The 1,662-nt window shown below is 73.1% G+C and carries 1 protein-coding gene; it reads right to left on the minus strand.

The genetic code is table 11. From position 1 onward, the window contains the following. Positions 1-127: 127 nt before the first annotated feature. On the minus strand, positions 128-1,662 hold a 1,535-nt coding region (locus VB737_RS16630; RefSeq protein WP_500314597.1), incomplete at its 5' end, for a ShlB/FhaC/HecB family hemolysin secretion/activation protein.

A 1,662-nucleotide genomic window follows, 5' to 3' on the forward strand; every position in this document is an offset into this window, starting at 1 on the left:
CAGCTGGCCCAGGCGGGGGGACGGGACGGCGCCGCCCTAGATGGGGCGCTGGCGGAGGCCCGCCGGCAGCTGGCGGCCCAGCTGGCCGGGGTCTGACGCTCGCCGGCTGGGGCTCGCTGGCTGGGGCTCAGAAGCGGTAGCTCACCCGGGTGTAGAGCCCCTGGCCCAGGAGCCAGTCGTTCCAGGGGCCCAGGTTGTCGGTGGTGGAGAAGGGCTGGGCCCAGCCCAGCTCCACTGACCAGTTGTTGCTGGCCAGCCAGCGCAGCAGCACGCCCCCGGAGCCCACCGTGTCGCCGAAGGAGCCACCGCTGAAGCTGGTGCGGATGCCGCCGGCCCCGATGAAGGGGACGAGCTGGAGGGCGCTGCTCTTGCCGCTCCAGAACGTCCAGACTGCTTCCGTGCTGGCCAGCCAGCCGCTGTCGCCGCTGATCAGCTGGCCGGGCAGCCCGCGCAGCCCCACATCGGAGCCGAGGGTGAACTGCATGGACGAGGTCAGCGGGGCGAAGGCCAGCTGGGCGGCGGTTCGCAGGTTGACCTGCCAGCGGGGCGAGACCGTCCAGGAGCCGGAGAGGAAGCCGCCGATGGCGGTGGCCCGGCCTGCCGTGATGCCCGCTTCGGCCAGTTCCTGGCGCTGGACGGTCGGGGTTGCCGCGGCGACCCCCTGCAGCAGGTAGGCGCTGCCGCTCCAGCTGCTGTGGCGGCCGGCGCCGCTGCCGTTGACGCCGAGGCGCAGGTACCCGCCGGCGGGGGCGCGGATGCTGGCAGGCACGCTGGCCGGCAGGGCGCTGCCCTGCTCGTAGATGTTGCTGCGGCTGTTGCTGTAGCCGGCGAACAGGCTCCAGCGCTGGCTGAGCGATTCGCGGAACACCCACTCGAACTGGGCCAGGGCCTGGTACTGGCTGGTGGAGAACCCGTCGGCGGGGGCCGGCAGTTCCACCAGGTTGCGGCGGCTGAAGCCGATGCCCCCGGTGAGGCTGACGCTGTCGCTCAGGGGGTAGGTGTAGCTGAGGGAGGCGATGGCCGCGCCCAGTTCGGGGGTGCCGGTGGCATCAAGCTCGCCGTAGACCAGCAGGGTGTCGCCGCGCCGCAGCAGGCTCGGCTTCAGCAACGTGGCCACGGCCCGGAACTCCCCCGAGCCGCTGGTGCCGTCGTTGCGCAGGGCCAGATCCCCCTGCCAGGGCTCCCGGGAGGGCTCGACGGCGACGCGGAACACCCCTTCGGAGGGATCGCTGCCCAGCCGGGCCAGGGTGCCCCGCACGCTCTCGATCCCCGGCTGGCGCTTGAGCAGCTGCAGCTGCAGCTCCACCGTGGACAGCCGCAGGATCTGGCCCCGCAGGGGCCGCAGCAGCCGGCCGACACGACGGTTCAGCCAGGGGTCGCTGCCGGAGACCTGGATGCCGACCACACGGCCTTCCACCACGTCGAGATACCCCGGCGCCGGGTCGCTCACCACATAGACCCGGCTGCTGACATACCCGTCGAAGACGAGCCGGGTGCTCAGGGCCACGGCGCAGGCCTTGAGCCGCTCGCTGGGGGCGGCGATCCGGCTGCACTCGGCCAGGATCGTGCGCACCTGCTCGGGGCTGTAGAGCGTCAGCCCGCGGATCTCCGGCAGGCTGGCCGGTGCCTGGGAGGTGGGCGGCTGGGGGGCCGGTTCCGGGG

Origin of the sequence: Synechococcus sp. BA-120 BA3, from assembly GCF_034931285.1 — a bacterium.
Taxonomy (GTDB): Bacteria; Cyanobacteriota; Cyanobacteriia; order PCC-6307; family Cyanobiaceae; genus Cyanobium.